The following is a 26,267-nucleotide window of genomic DNA, read 5'->3' on the forward strand; positions in this document are numbered from 1 at the left end:
CGTTCGTTTGATAGACCCGTCCTTCGACGTCGACGCCGACCTGCTGGTCTCCGACCTTGCACCCATCGACCTGCTGCTGCAGCGGATCGGCCGACTGCACCGACACGACCGCGGCCAGCGGCCACTGTCGCTGCGAACCCGACCGCCGTGATCACCGGGTTCACCGTCGCGGACGGAGCGGCCCCAGAGTTCCTCGGCAGCAGTGAGTTCATCTACGGTCGCCACCTGCTGCTGCGCACCGCGGACCTCGTCCTGCGCGCCGAGGTCGACGGCTGGTCGGTGCCCGCCGACGTCCCGAAGCTGGTCGACGAGGTGTACAGCGGAACCGACGAAACCCGCACCCCGTGGCCGACGGACGAACTGGCCGCCAGGATGATCTGGGAAGACCGCGAAACCACTCGCGCCGAGGCCGCCGCGAACTACTTGCTCTCCGCACCCGGACAGTGGAGTGTCCCCACACTGGCCGGACTGCACTACGCCCCCGGGCGCGGAACCCAGGAACGGACCGAACTTGATGCCCTCGTGCGCGACGGCGAGGAGTCGATCGAGGTCGTCCTTCGACGCCCTCACCGCCGACCGCCTCACCCCGCGCGGCCTCCTCGGGCTCGTAGGACATGTGCTCAACCCTTGAGGTCAAGGTGGCACCGAGCGCTGTGCTCGGTGTGGGAGCACGCCCCGAGACAGCGAAAGTTGAGCCTCCGCAGGCTTTCACCTGCGAAGACTCCTCTGTCGGTCGGGCTGACAGGATTCGAACCTGCGACCCCTTGCCCCCCAGACGCGCCCCGATCATGGCCTGACCTGCGGAAACGCAGAAGGTGGTCTCCAATTCGGATGGCTTGCGGCATGTTCAGCGCACTTGACGGTCGGTCATGTAGGTACGAATCGCCGGTTTCGCTCCTGCTCCCGTGTGCGTTCGACTCCTCGGCGAGGCTCGTACTGCGTCCGCACGAAAGTCGTACACCTCTTGAGCTGCGGGTTTCCGGAGCCGTCCAGTTCGCGAGGCCTCGTCGTCTTGAGACCGAGCGGAGGGCGGGTCGACATGGTCCTGTCGTACGAGCACTGGGCCACGGTGGCGGTGACGTGGTCGTCGTCGACAGTTTCGGGTCACTCAGTCAAATGCGCGTTCATCACCTCGATCACCATGGGCTATTCCTGGTGAACAGGACCACGGGGTTCATATGCGCGGCGACACGGCGGATTGGGTGGGCCGCGCGGCTGATCTGGTGGCGGGTGTGCCGGGTGGTGGTCCAAGCGGCGGTCTTGTCGGCTGGGGTCGGTGGGTCTGGGGCGTAGATCGTCGTGTCGGCGGTGTGTGCGAGGTGGGTGAGGAGGATGGCGGTCTCGGGTGAGACCAGAGGTGTGCGCGAGGTCAGGGTGACGACCTCCGACCTGGTCAGGGACGCGGGGATGCGCACACCCAGTTCGCGGAAGCGATCCAGGGTCTCCTGCCACGCGAAGGCGATGGCCAGGGTGGTGGGTTGGTTCCGGCGGCGTGCGCGGCGGAGTTGTTTCGCGATCGGGATGGCGAGTACTGCCAGGGCCAGGACGGCCGCGGTCATCAGGGCCACGAGTGCGGCTGACACCGAGGATGGCTGGGGTGTGGGGGGAATCGTCGCGGTCGCTTCGGGTTCGTGCGGTAGGGCTTGGTCCTGGGCCGCTTGTCGGGCCGCGTCCTGGGAACCGCCACGCGGTGTTTCCGGTGCGGTTTGGCTGGTCGCGCCGATGGGCTTGTCCCGGGGGGTCGGGTCGATGGGGACCCAGCCCAGGTCCGAGTAGTGGACCTCTACCCAGGCGTCGACGTCGTGTTCGGTGACGGTGAAGGGTTTCGAGTCCGGTCCGCCCGGGTATTGGGGGCGGAAGCCGATCACCACCCTGGCGTCGTAGCCGAGTCGGCGTGCCAGGACGGCGTAGGCGCTGGCGTACTGTTCCGCGGTCCCGCGGTGGTCTTCGAGCAGGCGGGCGATCTGGAAGAGGCCGTGGCCGCTGGGGGCGTCGGGGGACTCGTCGAGGCGGAACTCGGTGGCCGGGCCGGTGAAGCGGGTCAGCAGGGCCAACAGCGCCGATGAGCCCGACGGCGTGCCGTGCACGGCGTCCTCGGCGAAGGAGCGCAGAGCGGCCGGTACGTCCATTTCGGATGTCGTGCGGTCCGGTGTGCCCGCGCGGATGCGTTCCGGGGTCAGGTCGGGCAGTACCGAGCTCGCGTTGTAGCCGTCCGGGATCGGTCGGTCCGCGGGGAGGACGAGGTCGCCACTGTCCTCGTCGACGCCGAGGTCTCCGACGTCGACGGTGCGTGGGCGGCCCGCGGTGGGCAGCCAGGCCAGCGGGCCCGGAATGACGATCCGCACCTGCTGGGTGACGGTCGTCAGCGGGACCCCGTTGTCCGGCGGGATGGGGAGCACGGTCCCCGCACGCCGGTAGTCGGCTCGCACCGTCCAATATGTACCGTCGAACTGGCTCAGTGTGGCCATGCGCAACAGGTCCACGTGCCGCGACACGGTTCCGGACAATCGCACGGGCTGGATCCCCGCGCGCAGTGCGGGGAACTGTTGGAGTGGGCTGACACCGGTCCGCGGGGTTACCGGTGCCTCGACGAGCTCGCGGGCATCGGCGGGCAGACGTGTCCCCACACCGGGGGCGACGGGCCCGAGAACTGTCGTCGCCACCGCCGCGATCACGGCGACCAGGGCAGCGGCCACTACCGAGCCGGGTGAACGGGTCGCCCGCTGGGACAAGGCAAGCACGGCCACCGCGGCGATGACAAACGCGGGCGCGTGCCAGGCGGGCAGCGCGGGGCCTGATGCCCCCACACCTAGCCCGGCGACCAGGCAGCCGAGTGGGGGCGCTAAGGCCCACAACGCGCTTCGAGTGCCGTCGCTGAGCAGACCCGCGGTCAGCGCGGCCCAGCCCGTCACCGCGGCTACCGCGCTCAGCCCGGCGCCGTTGACGTCAGCGGGCAATGCCCCGGTGAGCAGCAGCCACGGTCCATTGAGGACACCCGAGTCCGGTGCGGTCGTGACCACGACCGCACCCGCCACCACCGCGATCCCACCCAGCGCCACGACCACCTTGGGTAGCCGGGGAACCAGCACGCCGATCACGGCGGCCACCGTGCCCGCGGCCGCGGCAGACAGCACGGCGATGACGAACGCCGCCGGATAGGGCGCCGCGCCGAACACCGGTCCGAACCCCAGACCCGCCAAGCCCGCGGTGGCACCTGCCGACGCGACCGCGAGAACCCCGGCGGCACGCCCCTGGCGGATCACCTGGTACCACCGCCCACCATCTGGTTCCACGCCCCGGCCGCGTCGGTCGCGGTCCCGGCACTGAGCACGACCATCCCCGGACGGCGTCGACCGCCGGTGTGGCCGTGACCGCCGAACAGCGTCACCGCGACGACCGCGCCGAAGCGGCGCCGTTGGTCGGCGAGCTTGGTCACCGCCGCCGGGTCGGCGGTGCCGGTCACCACAACGAGGTTGCCCCCGGGGTCGACGCGGTCCACCACCTCCAGCAGCCGCGCCGGATCCTGGTCGGGTGTCTGCGCGACCGCGGCCAACCGGTCGAGCCGTGGGTGCGCGCTTGCCGCGATCTCCTCGCCCACTATGTGCAGGGCCACTGGTCGGCCCACCGCGGCGACCGCCTCGGCGACCGAGGCGGCGACCTCGACGGCGTGTTCGAACACCGCCTCGTCCATGACACCGGCACGGGTGTCGAGCACGACGGCGGTGCGGGGCTCGGTCGTGTCGACGTGTTCGCGGACCATCATTGAGCCGGTGCGCGCCGTCGACCGCCAGTGGATCTGCCGGGGGTCGTCCCCCGCCACGTACTCGCGCAGCGACGAGAAGGTGACCGTGCCCGCTCGGGAGTTCTCGTTGACCGTCCCCTCGTAGTCCAGCACCAGACCGATGGGCAGCGGCCGCATCGGGTGCACGCGGGGGTGGACCCACAGCACCTCGTCGCTCGCCTGCGCTCGGGCTCGTCTCAGCAGTCCGAGTGGGTCTCGGCGGACGACGGTCAGCGGTCCCATCCGGAGTCTGCCGCGCCGGGTCGTCGGTACCGGGTAGTGCGCCGCCCGTCTGCCGCCGCCAGCGAGCGCGGCGACCGCGACCTCGACCCGCTCAGCACCGACGCGGTCCTCGGCGACGAACGCCGGTGATGGCCACCGTGACTGGTTGTGCGCTTCGATCCGCCCCATCGCGGACTCGCCGACGCTGACCCGTTCCGGTTCCACTCGACGTCGCAGCACCACTCGCGGCCGTACCGCGACGGCGGCCGCCGCGCACACCAACGCCGCAGCACCGCCGATCGCCAGCGCCACCAGGACCCCGTACCCCAGCAGCACCCCGGCCGCGTACGACAGGATCGACGCGACGAGCAGCCCGACGCCGGTCCGGGTCACGCCGTCCCCGCCATCGCCGAGGACGGCAGGGCGACCGAGGAGAGCACCTCACCCAGCACGGCCCCGGCCGTCGCCCCGCGGATGTCGGCCTGCGCGGCCAACACCAGCCGGTGGCAGATCACCGGCGTGGCCACGGCTTTGACGTCGTCCGGGAGCACGAAGTGCCTACCGGCACAAGCGGCGTGCGCTTGGGCGGCGCGGACGACCGCGAGACTGCCCCGGGTGCTCACCCCGAGGCGCAGCGCGCTGTGCTCGCGCGTCGCCCTGGCGAGCAAGGCTATGTAGCGGGCCAACTCCGGGGCGACGTACACCCGCGACACGACCTCCTGCAGCGCCGCGAACCGGTCCGGGTCCACCACCGGGCGCACCGCGGGCGGGGCCGCGGCCGCGCGGCCGGACAGGATCGCCTGCTCCGCGTCGAGGTCCGGGTGCCCCAGCGCGATCCGCATCAGGAACCGGTCCAACTGCGCTTCCGGCAGCCGGTAAGTGCCCTCCAGGTCGATCGGGTTCTGCGTGGCCACGACCAGGAACGGCAGCGGCACCGCGTGCCCGACGCCGTCGACGGTCACCTGGGCCTCCTCCATCACCTCCAGCAGCGCGGACTGGGTCTTGGGCGAGGCGCGGTTGATCTCGTCGGCGACCACCACGTTGGCGAACACCGGGCCGGGCCGGAACTCGAACACGGCTCGCCCCTGGTCCCACACCGACACCCCGGTGATGTCGCCGGGAAGCAGGTCCGGGGTGAACTGCACGCGGTGGGAGGTGCCGCCGACGCTGGCGGCGAGCGCCTTGGCCAGGGACGTCTTGCCGGTGCCCGGCACGTCCTCGATCAGCAGGTGCCCCTTGGCGAGCATGCACGCCAGGGCCAGCCGGACCGCACCGGTCTTGCCGCGCAGCACGGTCTCGACGTTCGCGATCACGGCGTCGGCGACCGACCGCACGGCCGTGACGTCCTCGACCGTGGCGGTGGTGGGAGCAGGTGTCACTGGGTTTCCTTGGTGGGGAGGCGGGCTAGGGCGCGCCCGCGCAGGTCGGCGGGGGTGAGGGGGTGGAAGGCGGTGTGGTGACGCCGTAGGCGAACACTCGAAAGCACGCCTGCTGGCCGTCGCGGATTCCCGCGATCACCTGGGAGGTGGTCGTCGGCGGCAGGTTCTGCCCCTCCTGCTGGATGAAGTCGCCGTCGTCGCCGACCCGGTAGACCAGGTATGCGCGCAGACCGGGCAGGTGCTCGGGATCGGCCGACCACCGGACTGTCGCCGTGCCGGACGCGTCGAGGCTGACGCTCGCCGACACCGGGTAGAGCTGGGTGCCCGGTGTCTGGCTGGTGGTCGGGACCACCTGGGTGGTGGGTGCGGCCGTGCGTGTCCCCTGAGACGTGGCCAGACCCACCCCGACGCCGCCGCCGATGACCGCCGTGAGGGCGACGGCGAGCAGCACGGCCCGGCCTCGTCTGGGCCGCGGCTGTTTCCCCGGCGCGGGCGGGCGCACCGGGAGTGGGCGCTCGGGCAGGATCGTCGACTGCTGCACCGAGGACTGGACGTTCCCGCCCGGCGGACGTGGCACGGGGATCGCGCTCAGCGCGCGTGGCGTGGAGAACGCCGCCCACGCCCGCGCCGCGTCCGCCGCCGTCGGCCGGTGCTCCGGCCGCTTGTCGAGGCACGCGGCGATCAGGTTCCACACCGGCGGCGCCATACCCGGTGCGGGCGCGGGCTGCTCGTCGCGGTGCGCCCGCAGCAGGTCGTCACGTCCCTGCCCGCGGAACGGCCGTTCGCCGGTGAGCAACTCGTACGCGGTGACACCGAGGGAGTACACGTCGGCCGCGGGCAGGGGCACACGACCGTCGAGCAGCTCCGGTGCCACGTAGGCCGGTGTGCACACCAACTCGGTGACCTGGGTCGCACCGTCGACCGCGCGGGCGATCCCGAAGTCGGTCAGCAACGCCTTGCGCGCGCCGGGTGGGCCGGTCAGCAGGACGTTCTCCGGCTTGAGATCGCGGTGCACGATCCCAGCCGCGTGCACCGCGGACAGCGCGCCCGCCGTCTGCGCCAGCAGGTCGGCCGCCTCGGGCAGCGCCACCGCGCCGCGGTCGACCAGTCGGCGCAGGTCCTCGCCGACTACGAGGTCCATCACGATCCCGAGCCTGCCCTCGTCGAAGAGGACGTCGTGCACCCGGACGAGGTTCGGGTGCACGACGCCGCGGACGATCTCGCGCTCCTGGAAGAACCTGGTCACCACGCGCGGGTTGTCGGCCAGTTCGGGCCGCAGCAGCTTGACCGCGACCGGTGTGCCGTCGACACGGCGGCCGGACATCACGATCCCGCTGGCGCCCTGGCCGATCGGCTCCGGGTCGAGCAGGTACCCGCTCCCGAACGGCTTCCCGGTCACCCGGGGTCGTGCGGTGATCACCGTCTGCGTGCCGGTCCGCCCGCCGCGGGACAGTTCGGCGATGAACTCCTCGACCAGTGCGGACGCCGTCGCCTGCCGGTCGGACTCGACCTTGGACAGACCACTCGACAGAACCGCGACCGAGCCGGAGGGGATGTCCGCGCGGGGGAAACGCGGTAGGTCGCCGGTCAGCCGGGCCAGTCTGCCCGCCTGCGTGGCCTCGAACGGCGGCCGTCCCGCGAGCAGCGTCCACAACCGTGACGCGCACGCGTGGGTCTGCCCGCGCGCGGTCCACGGCCCACCCGCGAGCACCTCCGCCGGTGTGTGGACGTCCGACCCGGCGACGGCCGCCAACTCGGCCAGCGCGGGTGGCAGCGGTGTGCCCAACACCAGCCCGCCGGACGCGGTCCGGTACACCGGCGGCACCGGACCGGTGATCCCGTGCTCGGCCAGGGCCGCCAAGCCCGAACCCAGCGCCGCGGCCGCCTCGGCGACCGCGGCGGGCGGCAACGGGCCGTCCGGGACGAGTTCGGTCCCGCCCGCCAGCACTAGGAACGGCCGGTCCTCGGCGTCGGTCCCGTGGTCCAGCAACGGCGACACCAGCCGTGGGTCCACCGCGGCGAGCACGGCCTCCAGGGATGAGCACTCGCCGCGCAGCCGCCGCCGGGTGGCGCCCTCAAGCGGGGCCGTGACCACGAGCACGATCACCGGCGAGCCGTCGGCCACCCGGGTTCCCGCCACCTCGGCGAACGGCTCGCGGTCGGGGACCGGCTCGTGCAGTGCGATCCCGGTGTCGGCGCCCGAGCGGGTCCGCAGCGTGTCCATCCAGCTCCCCCTGGTTGGCCCGATGGGGAGTCCGATGATCGTCGGCACCGGCGAACCCCGGCTGCTGAGCGTACCCGAGGCACCGCGCGCGGTGAGCGTCGTCATCGCCGCACCGCACACGCGGCCCGGTCCGGCACCGGGACCTGCACGGGCACCGGATTTCCGCCACGCACCAGCAATCCACGCCCTGCGGGCCAGCCGCCGGAGAGGGAGCGGGGCAGCCGCAGGTCGAACAGTTCGCCGTCGGCGGCACTGCCCGGGTTGATCAGCAGCCCGCACCTGGAGCGGCGGACGGCGCTCAGCCAACCCCGGTACCGGCTGCCCAGCGCGTCCTCGGTCGTCGCCGCGGCGACGAGCACCGCGCCGCGATCCTGGGCGCCCAGGGCGAACTGGTGGAGCGCGTCGGTCAAGCGCAGGTCCTCGAGCCGCTCGCCGTCGTCGACGACGAGCGCACACGGACCGGCGTCGAGGATGTCGGCGGCGATCTCGGCGGGGTCGCCGGTGAGCACGCCGAGGATCCCCGGCGCACCTGCGAGGTCTCGCAGTGGTGAAGGCCGCGGTGCCACGACGAGCACACCCAGGGTCCCGTCGAGCCTGCCCGCCAGGCTGTCCACGATCGTGGCGAGTGCCGTGGACCGGCCGGAACGCGGGGGACCGGCGACCAGGAACGTGCCGCCCTCCGCCGCCAGGTCGAGGTCTATCGGCCCCAGGTGATCACCGCCCGCCGCGGGTGTGCACACCGCCGGGCCGTCGGGTCGCGGTGTGTGGCGCAGTGCGCGCAGACGGGCGGAGGTCAGCTCGGTCGGCAGGGCGTCGACCCGCCGAGGCAGCCGCGCCGCGGGTACGCCGTCCCAGGTGCGAGTCAGTCCCGCGCCGAGCCCGCGCAGGGCGGCTGCCTGGGCTGTTCCCGACGGGTCCGCGTCGAGCAGCGCGATCTGCACCTCCTCGCCGGTCGCCGACCAGACCGCCCGTCCGGCGGGCATCGTCCGGGGAAACCGCCGCGGGTCCAGGCCGAACGCGGCGACCTCGTCCGGATCGGCCAGCCGCATGACCAGCCGCGACCCCACGGCGGTGCCGATCCGGTGGCCGAACCCGGTCCGGTCGGTGCTCAGCACCGCGGTGACGCCCATGGCTGGTCCTACCCGCAGCAGTTCCTCCAACCGGTCGACCAGTCTGCCGCCGTCCCGGTCGGCGTAGGTGGCCGTGAAGGCCTCCAACCGGTCGAGCAGCAGCACGATCAGCGGCAGCGCGCTGTCCGGTCCGGCGGCCGCGCGCTGCTCGGCGAGGCTGCCGTGGCCCGCCTCGGTCAGCAGGCGCTCGCGCGCGGCCACCTCCCGCAGCAGCAGCCCGAGGAGCCGGTCGGCGCGCTGCTGGTCCGAACCGGCCACCACGGCACCGCAGTGCGGCAAAGCGGTCAGCACGTCCAACGCGCCGTTTCCGCAGTCGAGCCCGTAGAGGTGGACCTCGGCGGGGGAGTGCCCGCTGATCAGCGTGGCCGCTAGTGTCCGCAGCGTCGTGGACCGGCCCGCCCGCAGCGCACCCGCGATCGCCAGCGGTCCAGTCGCGGCCAGGTCGACGGCGAACGCGTCCTGGCTCTGCGCGGACGGCCGGTCGACGAGCCCGATCACCGCGCCCGCGCCAGACGCGGGCGGCAGGTCGTCGAGCACGACCTGCTCCGGCAACGGCGGGAGCCACGGGCTGCGGGGAAGATCCATTCCTTCTTCGCTTGCGGCACAACGTATCGCGGCCACCAGTACGGACAAATCGGTGCGGGCTCCCGCGTCCGCGGTACCGCGCTGCTCACGCGGGTTGCCCAGAGTCTCGACCAGGCGAGGCGACACCACGATCGCGGGCTCGTCCGCCCCGTCCGCCCTGGGCCAGCCGATCCGCGCGGCCTGGAACGCCGAGAGTTCGCCGTGACCCGTGCGCAGGAACCCGCGGCCGGGCAGGCGCGCCGAGATCCGGGCCGCGTCGGGCGCGTCGACCACGTCGAGCGACTCGCCCTGCGCCGTCACCCGCAGGCTGACGCGCAGGTTCAGGTTCGCCCGCAGATCCGCGGTGACCACGCCCGCCGGCCGCTGCGTGGCCAGCAGGACGTGCACGCCCAGGCTCCGACCGCGCATGCCGATCCCGACCACCCCCGGCACGAAACCCGGCACCTCCTCGACCAGGGAGGCGAACTCGTCGACCACGATCACCAACCGCGGCAGCCGGGCACCGGTCCGCGCCCAGTAGTCCTCGATGTCCTTCGCGCCCGCCGCCGCCAGCCGCTCCTCCCGCGAACGCAGCTCGGCCGACAGCGAGGCCAGCGCCCGCTCGACGAGGTGGCCGTCGAGGTCGGTGACCATCCCGACGCAGTGCGGCAGCTCCGCGCAGGCGGCGAAGGCACTGCCGCCCTTGTAGTCCACCAGCACGAAAGTCAGCGCGTCCGGTGTGTTCGCCGCGGCCAGCGAGGCGACGAGAGTCTGCAACAGCTCGGACTTGCCCGCCCCGGACGTGCCCGCCACCAGTGCGTGCGGACCGTCGCGGCGTAGGTCGACGGTGACAGGCCCGTGCGCGCCGACGCCCAGCAGCGCCGTCGTGGACCGCCCGTCGGGCGAGCGGCGCCAGCCCGCCAGCACGGTGCGGGCGCCGACGACCGGGTCACCGCAGAGCCGCAGCTGGGCTACCTCGGTGAAGCGGACCCGATCGGGCAGGGTCGTGTCGCCGCCGCGTTCACCGAGCGGTCGGATCGGGGCCATGGCGATCGCCGCGGCCCGGGTGGGCCCGGTCGCCAGGCCGTCGAGCAGGACGTCGGCGACCGGGGCCAGTCCGGGCCGGTCGACCCGGGCCCGGGTGCCACGCGCGTTGGTGGCCACCACGGTCGCGCGGCATTCGTCGGGCAGCGCGGTCTCCTCCGCGTCCAGGCAGACCGCGTACACGCCGTCGGCGGGCCCGCACGCCAGCAACTCGGCCAGTCCCGGCACGCCGCGCAGCCTGCGCGCACCGTCGAGCACGAGCACGACGGCTCGACCCGCGAGCGGACCGTCGGCCAGCGCACCGCGCCGCTCGGCGGCGCGCTCGTCGACCAGCTTGCGCAACTCGGCTACGCGGGCCTGTGCCTGTACGGCATCGGTGCCGACCATGCGGTGGCAGTCGAACGCCGCGGACGCGGGGCGGGTGTGGGGCAGCCACGTCGCCCACTCCCACTCGGTCGCGCTGTCCCGACCGGTGATGACCACCACGCCGAGGTCGGTCGGTGCGTGCAGCACCGTCGCCTGGATGAGCAGGGCCCTGACCACCGCGAGCATCGCGGCGCGCGGCCCGGCCAGACCGAGTACGCCCGCCGCTGCCAGGTCCACCGACAACGGAACGTCGTGCGCCGTCGGCGGTTCGGTCGGGGCCGTCCCGGAGGCCGAGCGCAGCACGACACGCGCGCGTCGGTGCACCAAGCCGACCCGCAGGTCGAGGAAGTCGGCATCGGCGCGGCGGCGGAGCCACAGCGCCGACGCGGGCCCGGACGCCCCGACGCCCGCTACCCGCAGCAGCCACGCCGGGTCGGGCTGCTGCGCCCGCGAAGTCCGCTCGTCCTCGGCGACCGCGGCGGCCACGGCGACGTCGAAGTCCGCTTTCGCCCGGTGGTAGGCCGCCAGCTGCCCGCGGTAGGCGCGGCGCCCGGATCGTTTGTCCGACAACAGGTTCGCCACGGCCATCATCGGCGACAACAGCGACATCGCCACCAGGTAGCCCATACCGCCCGCAGGGAGCACCAGGTACAGCGCGCCGCACAGCACCACCGGCAGCGCGACCGCGGCCCAGGGGAACCGGAAACCCTCGGGGCGAGCGGGTTCCCGGGGTTCGACCAGCTCGGGCAGCCGGGTCGGGCCGGTGATCCGAGGCGGCCGGTTGAACAGCCTGCCGCCCGCCGGGTCGTCACTCAGGTCGGCGTCAGCGTGCGTGGCGGTGCGCACGACCAGCACCGACTCGCCCGCGGCGAAGGCCGTGCCCGAGGACAGCGCCGCGGTGTCCTCGACGCGCCAGGCGCCCACCCGGATCCCGTTGCGCGATCCGGAGTCCCGCACCCGCGCGGTGCGGTCGGGCTCGGCGTGGACCTCGAGGTGGACTCGGCTGACCTCGTCATCGGCCAGCCGCAGCCCACACCGCGATCCCCGCCCCACCAGCACCGGCGCGCCCGGAACCAGCGCGGCCACCGATCCCGCGTGCAGGCCGCCCACCACGGCGACCTCAGGTGCGTCCCCGGCAGCGGGGACCGCGTCGGATCGGCCGCCCAGCGTGCCTCCCGCCCCCAGCCCCGCACTGGCCAAGGGCAGGTCGTCGGGCAACCGGACGCCCCCGGCCGCCAGCTGTTCCCCCGAACCGACGGCGCGGCGCAGCTGGCCGACTGTGGCCCGCGCGCCCGCCCGGACCAGTACCGGACGGGCGACGCCGTCGACGACCACCTCCAGGTCCAGCTCCACGCCAGTGCCTCCCGCGTCCGCTGGGGCCGTCAGTTGCCCGCGTGGTCCAGTGCGACCTTGCGCCGGTCGACCTCGTGCGAGGCGTTGACCAGCTCCGTCGCCAGCCCGTCCAGCGCGGGCCGGAACTGGGTCTCCCACGCCTGCCGGAACCGCTCGGCCGCGCCACCGGACCACGTGGTCGTGCCGATCAGCGTGGTCAGCGCGCGCTTGAGGTCGTCGACCTCGCCGCTGCAGGTGCCCAGCTTGCGGGACAGGTTCTCCAGCTCGGAGAGCTCGGCCTGGATCACGGTGTTCCTCCTCCACTGCGCGGGGTCTCGCCCCCGGTCGCCTCCGACACTAGGAAGCTCCGCGAACCCGCGGAATCGGAAACCCTCCCCAGCTCACCGTTCCAGCAGCCGCAGGTCCGCCCGGCTGATCACGCCCGCGGCCAGCACGTGTTCGGCCAACGCCGTCATCGCGTTCCAGCCCTGCATGTTCGGCACGCCCGCCTTCTCCAGCCGGTTGCGCAGGTACTCGATCCGCTTGACCAGCTTCGTGCGCGGCCACCCCAACCGCGCGGCGGCCGCGGCGTAGGACTTGGGGTACGGGTCGTAGCGGTCGCCCTCCTCCAGGTATCCGGCGAGCAGCGCCACCAGCGCGGCCCGGTCCTCGGCGCGCAGCACCACTTCAGCGCCGATCGAGGTGGACACCTCGCCGCCCGCCGCCGGGGCGAGCCCGCTGTCGCGCGGCCGCGGCCGCGGTGCGGTAAGGGTCAACTCGTGGCTACCGTTCGCGCCCTCGACCAGGACCCGGAGCCTGCCCTCCACGGCGATCCGTCGTCCGGGTGCCAGCACGCTGCGGAAGCCAAACTCGTCCACCACGCCCAGTTGCCTCGTCTCACTGGAGTTGGTCAGCCACCACGCCTCGCCTGCCAGCTCGATCGTGCCCGCGATCCGCGAGATCGCCACGTCCTGCGGGTCCAGCCGCAGCGCGCAGCGCGCCGACCGCCCGAAGGTGAACGGGTGCCCAGGTGCCGGCCGGTGGACGACACCCCCCACGCTCAACACCAGTCCTTGCTCGATCATCGGCTCCCCATCCGCGCTTCGGACCCTTCCGCGATGACGTCGCCTGGGAACCCCTTCCCATTACCACGCTCCGTCGCCGCGCCTATCCTCTACGCAGGCATACCCGTGGACGCGAGGGGCGTGGTGTGAGCACCGATCGGTCGGCAGGCAGTCCGGAATCCGCTATAGGACAGGGTTTGCGCAAGTTGCGGTCGTGGCCGCGCGGCCGCGCCGGGCACCTCGCCCTGATGGGTGTGCTCGTGCTCTGCGTGCTGGCCGCCTCGATCGGCGTCGGATACTCGGTGGCCCGGCCCGAACTCTCCGACGGATCCGAGTACCTCGCCAAGGGACACGGCGTCGCCCACGTCAACGGCGAGACTGGCCGCACCGACGCGGAGGTGGCTCGTGCGCTCGCCACCGGCTCGCAGCAGCTGGAATCGGTGCGGATGCCGGACGGGCGCGTGGCGGTGGTCAACAACGACACCGGGGAGGTCAGCTTCATCGACCCGGCGACCATGGCGCCGACCGGCGAGCCGGTCAGCAGGCCCGCGTCGAAGGCCCAGATCGAGACGCTGCCCGGGCAGACCCGCGGCTACCTCGTCGACCGCGAGCGCGACACCGTGGAGGTGATCGACTCGACCGGTCAGCCGGGCAAGCCGGTCGCGGTAACGGAGGGCATCGAGGGCGCGGTGCCGGTCGGCGACTCCATCTGGGTGGTCACCGGCAAGGGCGAGGTCGCGCAGATCACCGGCGGTGTCCGCACCAGGTCGGTGCCGTTGGGTGTCGGCGCCCGGATCACCGTCGCCGACGGGCACCCGGTCGCGGTCACCGCGGACGGCCTCGCCTACGCCCTCGACGGCGAACAGCCGCGCGCGCTCGGGGATACCGGGCTGCCCAAGGGAACCGGCGCCGTGCTGGGTTCCTGGCGGGGGAGCGGCCGCTACGTCGTCGGCGTCGACCGGGCCAAGGCGCGGGTCGTCGCGCTCGACCCGCGCACCGGCACCCGCGTGGACATCGGCCTGCCGCTGCCGTCGAACACCCACCCACAGTTCGACGCACCGGTCCTGCTCGACGAGCGCGTCTACGTCCCCGACTACGCGGGGCCGACCCTGTGGCAGGTCGACTTGGTGGCGCACACGGCCAAGCCGCTGCCGGTGCCCGCGCGCGGCCCCGGCCGCTTCGAGCTGAAGGTCAGCGGCGGCCGGGTGTGGGCCAACAGCCAGTACGCGCAGCGCGCGCTCATCGTCGACGGGGCGGGTGCCACCCGCACCGCCGACAAGGGCACCGGCGTCGACGTGCTGGACACCGAGAAGAAGCTGGACCCCAAGCCGCCCGACCAGAGCACACCGACAGAGTCGCCGAAGCCCACCAAACCCGCCGCACGACCGTCCAGCGCGTCGCCGACCAAACCGGCGACAGTGGCGGGCGCACCGACGGCGCAGCCGCCACCGGAGCAGACCACCGTCGTAGTCCCGTCCTTCGCCCGCGGCACGAAGTACACCGACGCCTGTGCGCAGTTGAGCCGACTCGGCCTCCGCTGCGAGTCGGTGGCCGCGGGCGACGCCCCGGGACTCGGTGCCGACGAGGTCATCGGATCCACGCCCGCCGCAGGTACCCGGATACCGGCCAAGACCGTGGTCTTGGTCCGCTACGTCGGTCCGGTCGAGGTCCCGGACCTGGTCGGTCTGGACGCGGAAAGCGCCTGCACGCGGGTCACCGCCGCGGGAATGGACTGCGCCAAGCAGCCCGACTCCACGCCCGCGACGACGCAGGAGTCGTTGCTGAAGGTCACTTCCCAGCAACCCGGCGCCCGGCAGAAGGCTGACAAGGGCAGCACCGTGACGGTGCGCTTCCCCGACTCGATCGCCCTACCCGCGTTGACCGGTCGGAGCCAGGGCGAGGCTTGCCAGGTCGTGCAGGCGCTGCACATGACCTGCACGGCTCAACCTGGCACACCGCCCGCGGGCCAGTGCCCCGCGGCGGGCGCGGTGTTCGACCAGACCCCGGCGGCGGGCGCGGTGGGCAGAGCGAGCTCTGCCGTGGTGCTGCGCGTCTGCGGAGGCCAGGTGACCGTCCCGGACTGGATCGACCCGAAACCGCAGCAGGCCACCGATGTCTGCGTCGCGGTGCGCACCCAGGGCCTCCAGTGCCAGGTCAAGGAAGGCACGTCCGCCGCGGGTACCGGCTTCCAGCCGGGTGTCGCGTACGACCAAGCCCCCAAGCCGGGGACCCAGATGGCCATCACGGCCGTGGTCACGATCACCCACTACAGCGACAAGAGCACGATCCCGGACTTCACCGGCACCCCCGACATCGACACCGCCTGCGCGCGCATCCAGGACGCCAACCTCACCTGCGTGGCGCTGCGCGGCCCGGCACCTGTCGCGGAGCGGCAGGTCTTCGCCCAGGACCAGCCCGCGGGAACCTACAAGTTCGGGACGCCGATCACCGTGCACTACTCCGGGTGGAAGCCGGTGGTGTACAGCCTCTACAGCGCCGACGGCAAGAAGACCTGGCAGTTGACGACGGACGACCCGGCCACCAAACCCGCCCCGGTCTACCGGGTGGGCATCGCGTTCCCGGGCTGGGCGACTGACGTCCCGGGAGCGCAGCGGATCAACAGGTTCACCTGCAACAAGGCGTCCTGCACGGGTGTGCCGGGCAACCTCTTCTACTCGCGGATCGGCGCCTGGGACAACTACAACTTCTCCAATGACGAGGCGGTCTTCATGCCTTGCCCCACTTCCGGCACCAAGCCGATCTACCGGTTGTGGAAGGATGCCGGTGCTGTCCGGTCCTATTCGGTCAGCAGTGAGGTCGGTGGCGCCACCGGCTCCGAGCAACTCGGCTGTGTCTGGCCCTGATGACTGACGACGAGGATGCCGCCGGTGCGCTGAGCACCGGCGGCATCCTCGTGTTCCGAACTGTTCCCGCCTCGATCAGCTGATCACCGCGCCACCAAGCGCGCCAGGGTGTGGAACAGCTCCGCCGAGCTCGTCCGCCGCAGTGCCACGGCGTTCCCGCCGAGCTCGGCCGCCAGGTCCTCGGGAACACCGGAGGACACCTGCCACACCCCGTTCTCGCCCGCGTCGACGACGGTCAACTGGCCCGCCCAAGCGGTGGTGGCCCATTCCAGCGACCACCGGGCCACACAACCACCGGCAACCGCTGCCAGCTCGGCGCAGGTCTCGTCGGACAGATCTTCCGCCGCGAGGGCGAGCCGCGTCTCCGCCGGTGTCGTGGGTTTCCCTGTCCACAGTCGATCGAGCGCTTCGGTGGTGGTCACGAACACCCGGTCGTCGGGGGAGTGCGGCCGCGGGCCGAGGCCGGTGGCGGCCAGCAGCCACGCGGGCAGGGTGGACGTGGGCAGCCACAACGGTTCACCGATGCCGGGCAGATCGGCCCAGGTGGTGTCGCCGTCGCGGGTGATCAGTCCGCTGCCGGTGTGCGGGCCGACTTCGACGTCGAGTCTTGCCCGCATCCCCTGGCTCGCTTCAGAGACGTTGGTCCGCCGCAGCGGTGGGCGCCCGACCAGCAGTCGGCGCGCCAAGGCGCGATCGGCCGCGTAGCTCCCCACCGGACTCAGCCAGCAGGCCACCTCGGAACCGTCCCCGTCAGGCCGCAGCAACGACTCCACCGCGACACCCTGACCGCGGCGATCGGTCCCCACGTGCAGGGTCCGCACCGCTCCCGCTCCCGCGGGTCCGGCATCCACGGCCCGGACATCGAGGAACGTGCTCGCCAGCCCACCCGAGATGTCTGCGGCCAGCGTCGACGGATCCGCGGTCCAGCCAGGGTGCCTGCCGCGCGTGATGACCGCCCCGTCGGTGTGCAGAGTCCAGCCCGCGGGCATGCTCACCACGGTTTCACCAGCTTCCCGATGACCTGGTGGGCGCCGCCGATCACGTCGTCCGCGACGTCCTTGGCCTTGTCGAGCACCGGGGCCGCGGCGTCCCCGACGGCGTCACTCACGTGGAACTGGCTGTCGAAGACGCTCCAGCCCACGGACGCGACCCCACCCGCGATTATCCCGGGCGGTCCGAACTCGGCCCCTAGCATCGCGCCGGTCGCGGCGCGTGCGCCCACCGTGACGAGCAGGCCGCCACCGACCGACGCCGCGGTGCGGGCGATCTTCTGGCTCCCACTCAGGTCGGGGTTGGCGAGGTTGTCCAATGCGGTGACCAGCGCACTGACACCCGTCGACCCGTGGTCGATGCCGCGGGCGAGCTGCCCGAGGAATTTGGGCGGTGCACTGGGGAAGCGTGGATGTGCCCCTGCTTTGAACGAGGCGCCGAAAAGCCCCGCCGCGCCAGCGAAGAGGTCGACCGCCGTCGTCCACGGCGTGTCCGCCCGCTGGGCCTGCTGAATCCGACGCCGCAGTTCGGCGGGCAGGTGCCCCACGGACCGCACCACCCCACCCAGTGTCGACATCGCGTCGTCCAGCGCAGCCTCCACCATCGTCCGCACGTCCGGCGGCAACCCCGCGGGCAGCGCCACCGCAGCTACCGAACCATGCCCCCGCTGCGCGGCGTCCAGATACCGCTCGAGGACCGGTACCGCCGCGGACATCCCTGCCGGGTCGATCACGATCACCCCGCCACCCCCTGCGCCCGCTCGGCCGCCTGGGCCCGCCACACCCGCTGGTCCACCGCCAACTCCCGAGCGGCCCCGTCCACCGCGGAAGCGCACTCCCGCAACGAGTCCGCGACCCCCTGAACGGCCCGATCCGCCGCGGACAACCCGTCCCGCGCCCGACACGCCGCCTCGGACTGCCACCCGCCAAGCCCGGGAACCGGCCCACCCAGCACCGCGGCCACCCGACGCAGCGTGGTGGCCACCTCCGCGATCGCCGCGGGGTCACCCATCGGGAACGGCCCCATCCCACCTGTCGGCACCACGTCGACACCTCCGGTCAAAGTCCAGTCGTCACACCCGGACGCTAGGGCCCGTTTGCCGCCGAAGAAATGGGAAACCGTTGCCGCTCAACACCACTGTCAATCGGCAACCAGGTACGGCATTGTCGTGGGGAGTCGGAGGTAAACCGACGTTCGGTGCGCCGTTGTCATGACCGTCACCCCGCCCACGAGGCCCGGGTGAGCCCGAGCTCCATCGGGTTCGATCCGGTCGGTCGCACCACGATGAACAGGCTTGGCGTTCCTGCGCACCGGTTCGCCACGCCCAGGCACTCCGGGGCACTGACCTCGCCGGCCGCGACATCGCGCACGTCTGCTGGCCTGTGATCAACTTAGTGGTGATCTTGTGTGATCACCCGGTACGGGAGCGTCCACGGCAATGAACCCGACCGTCGAGCAGGAGGCCGCTCGGGAGGTGTTCGCGGCCGGGCACGACTTGGCACTGGTAGCGGGCGCCGGGACCGGGAAAACGTCAACCCTCGTCCAGATGGCTGCGACCACTCGCAAGCGGGGCCTCTACATCGCGTTCAACAAGGTCATCGCCGATGAGGCGGGCACGCGGTTCGGGCCGAACGTGGCTGCCGCACCGCGCATTCCCTGGCCTACGGCCCCCTCGGCAGGCAGTACAAGGGACGGCTGAAGGCGCAGGCGCGGATGCCGACTTCACAGACCGCCCGGATGCTTGGCATCACCCGGGACCTGTCGGTGGACTCGCACCGGATCAAGGTCAACCACCAGACTCGGCTGGTGATGGGCATGCTCCGCCGGTTCTGCTACTCCACCGACCGGCAGGTTACGGCCAGCCATCTTGAGGTGGTCAACGGGCTCGACAGGCCCCAGCACGACTACCTGGCCAAAGGTGCTGCTCCCCTACCCAGAGATGGCGTGGGAGGACATCCGCGTCGAGGACGGCAGGCTGCCGTTCAGCCACGACCACTACCTGAGGATGTGGGCGCTCACCGAACCGGTGCTTCGCGTCGACTTCGTCATGTTGGACCGGTCCACTTGACCTGACCGGTGGCGTGGTCGCGAGCCTCGAACGTCATACCCCGCCGATAGCTGAGCCCATCTTGAATGTACTTGTCGCGCTCCGCTCGCTGGGACGCTCATGTCCAGCGATGATGTCCCGGTTCAACCGGGCAGAAGGGTGGTCTGGCGGTCAGATGTAACTGCCCTTCGCGACGTACCAAGGCAAAAAGGTGACCCCATAATGGTTGGTCAAGTAGGCACAACTCTCCAGTTTCGCTCCTGCTCCAGTGTGCGTTCGACTCCCCGGCGGGAGTACCAAAGGACGGGAACAGGGCTTACCAGGGATCCGCACCGGCAGGGAGGCGCGATTCGCGCTGTGACACATCGCGGACGGGCGTGTCGTGGGGCGGCATGGTTAGGTTCTCGGGCTGCCAGACCGGGACCGGTCGTTGCCCGAGAAATGGTTCGTCGGTTCACGTACATCGCACGTGCCGAAGAGCGGATGCTGCGGTAGGGAGTTCGGTGCCCGTGCTGCGGTTTCCGGATCGGTCGACTGGCCGTCGGTGGTCCGGTTCGCCGGGTAACGTCGGGCTATGGGCGGTGACCAGGTGCACAACCAGGTGGGGAGTGTCGACGGCCTGGTGGTGCAGGTAGGCGATGTCGGGGGCGACCTGACGGTGTGCCAGGCATTCGAGGTGCCAGCCGTGCCGCTGATCGTCACCATCGGGAGCGACTTCACTCTCTGGATCGAGGGGCGGGGACAGCAGGCGGTGATCGTCTCAGCTCTGCGCACGGTCGTACAGGACGAGGTCTGTGTGGTCGACGAACGATGGGATGTGCCGATAGCCGTTTCTGCGGGCGCCCCGGTGCGGCTGACTGCGATGCCGGAGTTGCTGGACCAGGACGTCGGTTGGCACCTGGAGATCGACTGGATCTGCGGGGGCCGCCGAGGAACGCTCCGAGTCCCGGAGTCCGGGCACGTCATCCTGGCCACGCCCGTTGCTCAGGTTTCTGCCCCGCTTGTCACGGACGTACGGCTCAGGAACATCGATTACGTGGCGTTCGTCAACGATGGTGTGGTGGAGGAGGTCCCGGCCAGCGGGCACACGGTTCAACTGACCGTGACCGGCCTGTCCGGGACGCCGATACTACTGGCGGACCTACGGGTCGAAGTGATTACTCGCAGTGATCGGTCGGGTATCTTGGTTCGCCACGCCGCCGAGGTGCCCCGGCGCCGGTTCGAGGTCCTGCTCGACGTCGAGCCTCCTCGGTTACGTGCTCTGGGCGGGAGCGGCTTTCCCTACGTGGTCGGTCTGCACGAGTCCGAGTGCTTCGACCTCAAGGTCAGCACCCACCGGGGCGATGTCGCGTGGATACTCTGGCTTGACTGGCGCCGTGGTCGCGACACCGGATCGGTGCGCGTCGACCTGGGTGGGCATCCTTTCCGAACTGCTGGCCGGTGGCCCCGGTGACTGACGGCTTCTCGGTCTATCCGATGGTGCAGCCTGTCCGGGCTATACCGGCGACCGTGGGCGATGCGTCGTTCCCGGCCGCTCTGCAGGTCAGCACCCGCACTCACCTCGCGGTGGTCGTCGCGCCCGGCAGTGCGGTCGGACCGACGGCGGTGCACGTTCCGCTCTCCGGGCACAACCTCCTGCTGACCGTCGACGCTGACGACGATGTCGTTCTGGAGCACATTGGTATCGGGCAGGTCAGCCGGTCGGCGTTCGTGGTGGATGGGGTCAGCATCATCCACCCGCATTTCATGCCGCCGTTCAGCGCTGACTTCCTCGAACCGATGATGCGTTCCATGGCCGCCTACTCGCCTCTCGCCGCACCCGACTGCGAGATCGACCTGGATCGACGAGCGGTCACCGTCCTTGACGGGGCCGAGTCGACGCTCCCGTTGCGGATCGCTGCGGGTTCGACTGCCACCATCGTCGTCGCGCCGATCACCGAAGCCCGCGATCTGGTGAGCTGGACTCTGCACGCGGATCTGACCTGCGCGCGTCGCGCAAGACGCTTCAGCTGGGACATGGTGGTAACGGCGCAGGTGGGCTTGACGGTCATCGCCGGGCCGAAGGGGAACCGGGAGTCCGAGGTGCATCACCTCTTTCCCGACCACTGGCACCGCGGAGCATCTCGGCAGGACATCGCCTCCGGGGACGCCGCCAAGCGCAGTGCCGTCCTGACGCCAGCCGCGCACACCAGCGCCGATGGCTCTGCGTTCCTGCGCGTGCCCGCGTCCGACACCGTGCGCGAGCCCGATGAAGCCGCGGCGCTGCGGCACCGCGGCGATCAGCACGCCGTCCAAGGGAACATGGTCAGCGCGCGCACCGACTATGCATTGGCTGCCGATGCGGGCAGCGCCTTGGCCGCGTACTGGCTCGGTTTCCTGGTCGAGAGGGACGCGGATCTCAAGGCCGCGGTTCACTGGTACACGGTGGCTGCCGAACTCAACCATTTCCCGGCGTTGAACGACCTGGCCACCGTGCACTCGCGCCTGGGCAACCTCGACGAGGCCGAGCATTGGTACCGCCGCGGTATGGACGCAGGCGACTGGACCGCGGCGTCCGGGCTGGCTGCCCTGCTGCTCCAACGCGGCGACCCGGAAGCCGAAACCGTGCTGCGGATGGTCGCGGGCACCCCCGCTTCCGCGGCCGTGGACGTCATCGGCGACAACCTGGCCCGCTCGGACCAGAGTGCGGCGGTCACCGCGACCGAGAACCTGGCCTCGCTGCTGCACGAGCGGGGCCAGACCGACGAGGCCGCCGCGCTCTGGGAAGAAGCCGCCGGGAAAGGAAGCGCGCACGCCGCCTACTGGCTCGGCAAGCTTCGCCACGCCCAAGGCGACCGGGACGAAGCGGAGCGGTGGTGGAGAGCGGCAACCGCGGGCGACAAGCTAGGTGGCCGCCGTCTCGCGATCAACGGACCGGCGGACTCCGGCCAAGCACTGGCCGCCTACGCGCTCGGGATGAACCTCCTCAAGCGCGGCGAGTCCGAAGGCAAGGACTGGCTGGCACTGGCGGCACAGGCCGGGCACCGCGGCGCGCGATACGAACTCGACGAAACACCCGGCGACATCCGCGGATGGGCCGATACGGACCCGATCTCCTGTGCGGTCCGGCAGGACGACTGGCTCGTTCTCCCAGCACCCGGCTGGACGACCGGCGCACCAGTGCCCACCGAAGCGATCGTCGGCGGCTGGGCCCTCGATTCCCACGGCAAGCCCGGCCCGTTCCAGCCGAACCCGCACTACGTGCCTGACCGCAAAGTGACCCCGACCGACCCGCTGCACGACCTGCTGTTGATGATCGCCTCCGGCCGGGGCAGCCACCTCGCTTCCCGGCTACTCGCGACGCTGCGCGACACCGTTGTCGAAATCGCACGCGACGACCACAACGGCGTCCTGATCGGACGGGCACCGGACGGTGCCGAATGCGTGGCGGTCGTGACGGCGGAACTGCACAAACGACTGTTGGATGACATGCACTGGCTACCGGTGCTCGGCAACGATCTCCCCGAGGCCGTGCCGCAGGGCATCGACATCCTGCTCAACCCAGGCAACCGCGCACAGTTCCGGCTCCTGACCGAGGCCCTGCGCAGCCACTGAACCGTCACCGTCGTCGTGGTGCAGCCTGGCCACATGTGGGCTGCGGGAGTAACTAGTTCACCCAACGGCGAACGTCCGCTCGTGTCGCGGAACGAGCGTTCGAACCCTCGAGTGCTTGTGCAGTGAGAGCGGGCCTAGGCGAGTTCAGACGGTGGAAGCACGTGGCTTGCACGGTGTTCCCCTACCGCCAAGGAGTGCGTTGATGCGGTTTAGCGCGGCCACCCGGCCCGACGGTGCGTTCCAGGAGCCGGTGACGGCCGAGCAGGTCACCGCGATGTGCGTGCGGGCCTTCGGCGCGGCGCCGGTCGTCGTCGAGGAGTTGACCGGTGGGCTCTACAACAACACCTACCGGGTGGACACCGGCGCGGCGGCGCCGGTGATCCTGCGGGTCGCGCCGCGGGCGGGCGGGCAGTTCCGGGTGGAGCGGGCGCTGATGCGCAACGAGCACGCGGCGCTGCCGCACTTCGCGCCGATCGCCGCCATGATGCCGCGCACGCTGTTCGCAGACTGGACCCACGACCTGATCGACCGCGACTACACCTGGCAGACGGCGCTCGACGGCGTCCCCGCTGCCGAGGGCATCAAGCGGTACCCGCGCGGTGAGTGGACGCCCTTCTACCGCCAGCTCGGCGCCATCGCCCGGCGCGTCCACGACGTGCGCGGGCACCGCTTCGGCCCCGTGGCGGGTCCCACCTTCGACACGTGGTCGGCGGCGGTGCTCGCCGCTTTCGACGACATAGCCGCCGACCTGCACGACGTCGGCCTGGACAACCGCGACGTCGCCGAGGTCACCGCGACCGCGCGACGCGGTGCCGAGGTGCTCGACGAGGTCACCCGCCCGCACCTCCTGCACGGCGATCTGTGGACCCCCAACGTCATGCTCGCCGACGGCGCCCCGGAACCGACGATCACCGGTGTCCTCGACCACGACCGCGCGTCCTGGGGAGACCCCGCCGCCGACTGGCCGATATTCGTGCTCACCCAACGCCCGCCCGAGGCGCGGGTGGCGTTCCGGGAGACCTACGGCCCCGACACTTCGACGCCGGGCGGCCGTTGGCGGGCCCTGATCTACCGCGCCCGCCACATCGCCACGGCCAGGCTGGAACGCCACCGGATCGGTGCCACGGACCGCCTCCCGGCCAGTTACGCGGACATGGAAGCGGTCCTGCGGGACCTGGCGGTAGCCGAACAGTCCGATTAGGACGTTGCTGGACGACGACGCTGTCGGTGGGTCGCGATTGGGGTGAGGTCCCTGGCTGCCTGGGCGACCGCCCTCGTCCCGGAGAGCAATCCAACACGTCCCGGCCGGTGGTTTCGAGAGCGCGATCCTCGGTGAGCCAGGTGGCGCTGCCGCGGCAACAGCCCGCCACGAGGTGTCCATTTTTGGCCGTTGTGGTTCGGACTGTCCCTTTGTATGTCTTTAACCTTGCAGGCGTTGCCTAATATTTCGCTTGTGACCGGCTACGAGTACAACGTGTTCATCAGCTATAGCCGCAGGGGCTTCGCGCAGCGATGGCTGTTGAATAACTTCTACGAGCGCTTGACAGACTGTCTCACGTCGCCCGGGGACAGTTGGTGCCGGGCGATTACGCGCTGACGCTGCCGCGCACGGGCGGGGAGGCCGAGTTGGACCCGACCGCGTCCCTGCGCCACGCCGGTGTCGTGGCCTAGGACGTTCTTGTGCTGGTCAACCGCACGCCGCAGGTCGACGGCTGATGGCCCTGCACCCGGTGGTCCTCGCAGACCTGCTCGAGGTCGAGCAGGCGCGGGTCCAGCTCGGCGACCGGGCGCAGGACCTGCGCCGCGAGGGGAACTGTCTGCTCGTGACCTTGGGACGCCCGGACGGGACGTGGAATCTGCGCCTGGACGGGTCCCGCTACGACGCGGAGCCTTTCGATGTGGCCTTGGTCGACGACGAGGGCGAGATCCTCCAGGCCGAGGACTGGATCCCGGGCTTTGGCCTCGGGGTCCACCCGAGCCTCAACGGTGTGCCGGCCGACAACTCCATCCATGCAGGTTAAAGCCGTGGGTAGCGTGAGGGCCGAGATGCTCGTGGGTACGATTGCAGGTCCGGGGCGTCCTTGGCTGGTACGGCATGATGACCGGCCGTGCTACTCCGACTGGCCTACCTGAGCGTGACCAACGCGTTCGCGTTGCTGCGCCTGCTGCCCATGAGCGACCAGGACAAGGACACGGAGATCTTGGCGCTGCGCCACCAGATCACGATCCTGGAACGCCAACTCGGAGACGCCCGCCCACGGTTCTCCCCCGCCGACCGGGCCTTCCTCGCGGCACTGCTGCACCGACTCCCGAGGCAAGCGCTTCGTCGACTCCGACTACTGGTGCGCCCGGAGACGGTGCTCCGGTGGCACCGAAACTTCCTCGCCCACCGCCACGCAGCCAGATCCCGCCCCAAGAGTCCCGGCCGACCACGGACCACCCGCTCGATCCGCCTCCTGGTGCCGCGCCTGGCACGAGAGAATCCGACCTGGGGCTACCGCCGCATCCACGGCGAAACTCCTCGTACTCGGCATCAAGGTCGCCGCATCCACTGTCTGGCAGATCCTCCAGGACGCCGGGGTCGACCCGACACCCGAACGCACCACGACGACCTGGTCGGCCTTCCTCCGCTCCCAAGCCGACGCGCTCCCGGCCTGCCATTTCTTCGAGACCACCACCCTGAGCGGTACCCGCCTATACGTGCTCGCGGTGATCGAGCACGCCAGCCGCCGGATCCACGTGCTCGGCGCCACCGCGTACCCGACCGCCTCCTGGGTCACCCAAGCCGCCAGCAACCTTTGTCATGGACCTCGAGGACGCGGGTAGTTCCGCGCGGTTCCTGATCCGCGACCACGACGACAAGTACCCGCCCTGTTCGACGCCGTCCTCACCGACGCCGGCATCCAGATCGTCTTCAGCGGCGTCCGGATCCCGCGGATGAACTCGATCATGGAACGCTGGATCCGCAGCTGCCGACGCGAACTCCTCGACCGCACCTCATCTGGAACCAAAAGCACCTACTCCACGCCCTACGCGAGTACGAGCACTTCTACAACACCCACCGACCCCACCAAGGCATCACCAACGCCCGACCACTACGCGTTCTGCCGCAACCATCACGAACCAAGCAGCGCTCACCCGCCTCGACATCCGCCAACGACGACGGTTGGGCGGCATCCTCAACGAGTACCACCACGCCGCCTGACCCGCGCGGACGACATTCTCGGCAAGCACAGCGCGCGCATGGTCCGGTCCCAGGCGTTCATCTGCGTGGCCCACATCTTCGCGGCGGGGCGGGGGAGGACCTTGGAGGTCTTGGTGGAGGTGATGGTCGGCATGGTCGGCACCCTCTAGTCAAGGTGTCACCGAGCGGTGTGCTCAGCGCCGGGACCGTCCTCTGAGCACAAAAAAAGCCCCCGCAGGGCTTCTACCTGCGGGGACTTGCTGACCGACGGGCTGACAGGATTCGAACCTGCGACCCCTTGACCCCCAGGCGCGCCCCGATCATGGCCTGACCTGCGGAAACGCAGATTGTGGTCTTCAATTCGGGCCGGTCGTGGCATGTTCAGCGCACTTGACGGTCGGGTCATGTAGGTACGAATCTCCGGTTTTCGCTCTTGCTCCCGTGTGCGTTCGACTCCTCGGCGAGGCTCGTACTGCATCCGC

Annotated in this window: 18 protein-coding genes; 8 read left to right on the plus strand and 10 right to left on the minus strand. The window is 71.1% G+C overall.

All coding sequences use genetic code 11. The annotated features are described in order from the left end of the window. The first annotated feature begins 7 nt into the window (after nt 1-7). A complete protein-coding gene (locus QSK30_RS20825) occupies nt 8-151 on the plus strand; it encodes a hypothetical protein (RefSeq protein WP_285505039.1) in 144 nt (47 codons plus the stop codon). 985 nt (nt 152-1,136) lie between these two features. Here the strand turns inward: QSK30_RS20825 and QSK30_RS20830 are convergent. The 7 genes from QSK30_RS20830 to QSK30_RS20860 form a co-directional block, all read right to left on the minus strand. After that, nucleotides 1,137-3,263 (minus strand): transglutaminase TgpA family protein, encoded by a 2,127-nt coding sequence (locus QSK30_RS20830; protein ID WP_285505040.1) that lies wholly within the window; start codon nt 3,261-3,263, stop codon nt 1,137-1,139. Continuing rightward, complete coding sequence (locus tag QSK30_RS20835; RefSeq protein ID WP_285505042.1) at nt 3,260-4,396, minus strand: DUF58 domain-containing protein; 1,137 nt, start codon at nt 4,394-4,396, stop codon at nt 3,260-3,262. The genes QSK30_RS20830 and QSK30_RS20835 overlap by 4 nt, the downstream gene beginning before the upstream one ends. After that, nucleotides 4,393-5,382, minus strand: a complete 990-nt coding sequence (locus QSK30_RS20840; RefSeq protein ID WP_285505043.1) for an AAA family ATPase — start codon at nt 5,380-5,382, stop codon at nt 4,393-4,395. Before QSK30_RS20840 ends, QSK30_RS20835 begins: the two co-directional genes overlap by 4 nt. A gap of 25 nt (nt 5,383-5,407) precedes the next feature. After that, nucleotides 5,408-7,606 carry a serine/threonine-protein kinase gene (locus tag QSK30_RS20845; RefSeq protein ID WP_285505044.1) on the minus strand — a complete coding sequence of 733 codons (2,199 nt, stop codon included), beginning with the start codon at nt 7,604-7,606 and terminating at the stop codon, nt 5,408-5,410. Between the two features lie 101 nt (nt 7,607-7,707). Beyond that, nucleotides 7,708-12,063 carry a type VII secretion EssC family protein gene (locus QSK30_RS20850; protein ID WP_285505047.1) on the minus strand — a complete coding sequence of 1,452 codons (4,356 nt, stop codon included), beginning with the start codon at nt 12,061-12,063 and terminating at the stop codon, nt 7,708-7,710. 29 nt (nt 12,064-12,092) lie between these two features. Continuing rightward, complete coding sequence (locus QSK30_RS20855; RefSeq protein ID WP_285505048.1) at nt 12,093-12,350, minus strand: WXG100 family type VII secretion target; 258 nt, start codon at nt 12,348-12,350, stop codon at nt 12,093-12,095. A 93-nt stretch (nt 12,351-12,443) separates the two neighbouring features. Then, the gene (locus tag QSK30_RS20860; protein ID WP_285505049.1) at nt 12,444-13,127 is read right to left on the minus strand and encodes an FHA domain-containing protein; all 684 of its coding nucleotides are present in this window, start codon (nt 13,125-13,127) and stop codon (nt 12,444-12,446) included. 125 nt (nt 13,128-13,252) lie between these two features. On the opposite strand from QSK30_RS20860, the gene QSK30_RS20865 reads away from it, so the two are divergent. After that, nucleotides 13,253-15,970 (plus strand): PASTA domain-containing protein, encoded by a 2,718-nt coding sequence (locus QSK30_RS20865; protein ID WP_285505051.1) that lies wholly within the window; start codon nt 13,253-13,255, stop codon nt 15,968-15,970. 83 nt (nt 15,971-16,053) lie between these two features. On the opposite strand, the gene QSK30_RS20870 is transcribed toward QSK30_RS20865, so the two are convergent. Genes QSK30_RS20870 through QSK30_RS20880 form a run of 3 tightly spaced genes read right to left on the minus strand, consistent with a single transcriptional unit; the run spans nt 16,054 to nt 18,004 of the window. After that, the gene (locus tag QSK30_RS20870) at nt 16,054-16,965 is read right to left on the minus strand and encodes a hypothetical protein (protein ID WP_285505052.1); all 912 of its coding nucleotides are present in this window, start codon (nt 16,963-16,965) and stop codon (nt 16,054-16,056) included. Further along, a complete protein-coding gene (locus QSK30_RS20875; protein ID WP_285505053.1) occupies nt 16,962-17,699 on the minus strand; it encodes a hypothetical protein in 738 nt (245 codons plus the stop codon). The genes QSK30_RS20870 and QSK30_RS20875 overlap by 4 nt, the downstream gene beginning before the upstream one ends. Next, nucleotides 17,696-18,004: a hypothetical protein gene (locus QSK30_RS20880; protein WP_285505054.1), complete on the minus strand. Its 309-nt coding sequence runs from the start codon at nt 18,002-18,004 to the stop codon at nt 17,696-17,698. The genes QSK30_RS20875 and QSK30_RS20880 overlap by 4 nt, the downstream gene beginning before the upstream one ends. Before the next feature lie 394 nt (nt 18,005-18,398). Here QSK30_RS20880 and QSK30_RS20885 point away from each other — a divergent pair, with 394 nt between their 5' ends. The 6 genes from QSK30_RS20885 to QSK30_RS20910 all read left to right on the plus strand — a co-directional run bounded on the left by QSK30_RS20885 (nt 18,399) and on the right by QSK30_RS20910 (nt 24,622). Next, nucleotides 18,399-18,659, plus strand: a complete 261-nt coding sequence (locus QSK30_RS20885; protein WP_285505055.1) for a DEAD/DEAH box helicase family protein — start codon at nt 18,399-18,401, stop codon at nt 18,657-18,659. A 240-nt stretch (nt 18,660-18,899) separates the two neighbouring features. Continuing rightward, nucleotides 18,900-19,028, plus strand: a complete 129-nt coding sequence (locus tag QSK30_RS20890; protein WP_285505056.1) for a hypothetical protein — start codon at nt 18,900-18,902, stop codon at nt 19,026-19,028. Nucleotides 19,029-19,581: 553 nt separating this feature from the next. Next, nucleotides 19,582-20,460: a hypothetical protein gene (locus QSK30_RS20895; protein WP_285505058.1), complete on the plus strand. Its 879-nt coding sequence runs from the start codon at nt 19,582-19,584 to the stop codon at nt 20,458-20,460. Then, nucleotides 20,457-22,601 carry a type VII secretion system-associated protein gene (locus tag QSK30_RS20900; RefSeq protein ID WP_285505059.1) on the plus strand — a complete coding sequence of 715 codons (2,145 nt, stop codon included), beginning with the start codon at nt 20,457-20,459 and terminating at the stop codon, nt 22,599-22,601. The genes QSK30_RS20895 and QSK30_RS20900 overlap by 4 nt, the downstream gene beginning before the upstream one ends. Nucleotides 22,602-22,803: 202 nt before the next feature. Continuing rightward, the gene (locus QSK30_RS20905) at nt 22,804-23,802 is read left to right on the plus strand and encodes a phosphotransferase family protein (protein WP_285505061.1); all 999 of its coding nucleotides are present in this window, start codon (nt 22,804-22,806) and stop codon (nt 23,800-23,802) included. 514 nt (nt 23,803-24,316) lie between these two features. After that, the gene (locus tag QSK30_RS20910) at nt 24,317-24,622 is read left to right on the plus strand and encodes a hypothetical protein (protein ID WP_285505062.1); all 306 of its coding nucleotides are present in this window, start codon (nt 24,317-24,319) and stop codon (nt 24,620-24,622) included. Nucleotides 24,623-26,267 lie beyond the last annotated feature (1,645 nt).

This window comes from Actinokineospora sp. NBRC 105648 (assembly GCF_030269645.1).
Taxonomy (GTDB): domain Bacteria; phylum Actinomycetota; class Actinomycetes; order Mycobacteriales; family Pseudonocardiaceae; genus Actinokineospora.